At 51.8% G+C, this 1,869-nt stretch carries 2 protein-coding genes and 1 pseudogene; all 3 read left to right on the plus strand.

The window, feature by feature from the left end; genetic code table 11:
• A partial coding sequence (locus QW71_RS36500) for a hypothetical protein (RefSeq protein WP_039311792.1) occupies positions 1 to 894 on the plus strand: 894 nt, incomplete at its 5' end.
• Positions 876 to 1,028 (plus strand): annotated as a pseudogene (locus QW71_RS42575) (regulator); the annotation flags it as partial. The gene QW71_RS36500 and the pseudogene QW71_RS42575, both read left to right, overlap by 19 nt.
• Before the next feature lie 12 nt (positions 1,029 to 1,040).
• Positions 1,041 to 1,869: hypothetical protein (locus QW71_RS36505; protein WP_200906023.1), on the plus strand; the 829-nt coding region annotated here is incomplete at its 3' end.

The following is a 1,869-nucleotide window of genomic DNA, read 5'->3' on the forward strand; positions in this document are numbered from 1 at the left end:
ACTACGCCGAAAGCCATCGTAATGACTGGGCTGACGGATATTGCGGGCATTGCCGCAGGAAGTGGGATCAACACGGGGATAGCACTGAAGAAAGACGGAAGTGTAGTTATATGGGGTGAAAATTATTGGCAAATTGTAGCAGTAAACGGCCTGAGCGGAATACGGTCCATTAGCGGAGGCAACAGCAATTATGCAGTTACGGCCAATGGGGACGTGCAAAGCTGGAACGGAGCCCAACCCCCGGTGAAAGTAGAGGGTCTAAGTGATGTGAGTGCGGTGGCAGGGGGCGAGAATTTTGCGATAGCGTCCAAGGCGGATGGAAGTGTCTGGACGTGGGGGAGCATCAATACCTCCGGGCAGTTAGGGGATGGGACAACGATTGCACGGACCACACCCGCACCAATAAAAGAAAATACGGCACCAAAAGTGACGTTAACGTATCCATTAGGCAGTGAAGGAGCCCCAGAGGAGAGCAAAGTTAACCAGCCGTCTATACGGTGGACGCAGGCGGATGCAGCGTTAACCAACTTTGCGGCGTATCAAGTACAGGTCCTGAATGCAGGAGGAAATATAGTGGTGGATTCGGGAGTGGTGAATCAGCCCTTGACCAGTACAATAAACACTTGGACAGTGGGCGAAGCGTTACCATCCGGCCAGACCTACCAAGTGAAAGTGAAGGTATATGACGAACATTTGTGGTCGGAATGGTCGAGCGTGGGGTGGATGAGAGTGAACATAGGTTTGGACGTACTGACATCCAACGTTAGTGCAGGAGGAACGGCTGGTTTCCAAATAAAAGAAGATGGTACCGTGTGGGCGTGGGGAAGTAACGGAGGTAAGTTAGGAGATGAACAACGACCCCGAAGACCACAGCTGTGCAAATTCCAGGATTAACCAATGTTATTTCGATAGCAGTAGGGCTGAATCATACTCTGGGACTTAAGAGCGATGGAACTGTATGGGCATGGGGACTGAATTCAGCGGGTCAATTGGGGGTAGGAAGCACGACAAGCAGTTTGGTCCCTCAGCGGGTAAATAACTTGAGTGGAATTATTGCTGTCGCTGCCAATGGAGGTAGTAGTTATGCGCTAAAAAATGACGGGACGGTATGGTCGTGGGGCAACAACTACTATGGCCAATTGGGAGATAACACCACTACGACCCGACTTACGCCAGTACAAGTGCTGGGGGTAAGCGGAGTAACTGCGTTAGCGGCCGGAGATAGCTATACCTATGCGTTAACGAGTGCGGGAACCGTTTGGGGCTGGGGAAGAAGTAACCATTATAAAATTCCGGGTGCAACGGCCGAAACTACGCCGAAAGCCATCGTAATGACTGGGCTGACGGATATTGCGGGCATTGCCGCAGGAAGTGGGATCAACACGGGGATAGCACTGAAGAAAGACGGAAGTGTAGTTATATGGGGTGAAAATTATTGGCAAATTGTAGCAGTAAACGGCCTGAGCGGAATACGGTCCATTAGCGGAGGCAACAGCAATTATGCAGTTACGGCCAATGGGGACGTGCAAAGCTGGAACGGAGCCCAACCCCCGGTGAAAGTAGAGGGTCTAAGTGATGTGAGTGCGGTGGCAGGGGGCGAGAATTTTGCGATAGCGTCCAAGGCGGATGGAAGTGTCTGGACGTGGGGGAGCATCAATACCTCCGGGCAGTTAGGGGATGGGACAACGATTGCACGGACCACACCCGCACCAATAAAAGAAAATACGGCACCAAAAGTGACGTTAACGTATCCATTAGGCAGTGAAGGAGCCCCAGAGGAGAGCAAAGTTAACCAGCCGTCTATACGGTGGACGCAGGCGGATGCAGCGTTAACCAACTTTGCGGCGTATCAAGTACAGGTCCTGAATG

Source organism: Paenibacillus sp. IHB B 3415 (assembly GCF_000802655.2).
Lineage (GTDB): Bacteria > Bacillota > Bacilli > Paenibacillales > Paenibacillaceae > Paenibacillus_AQ > Paenibacillus_AQ phytohabitans.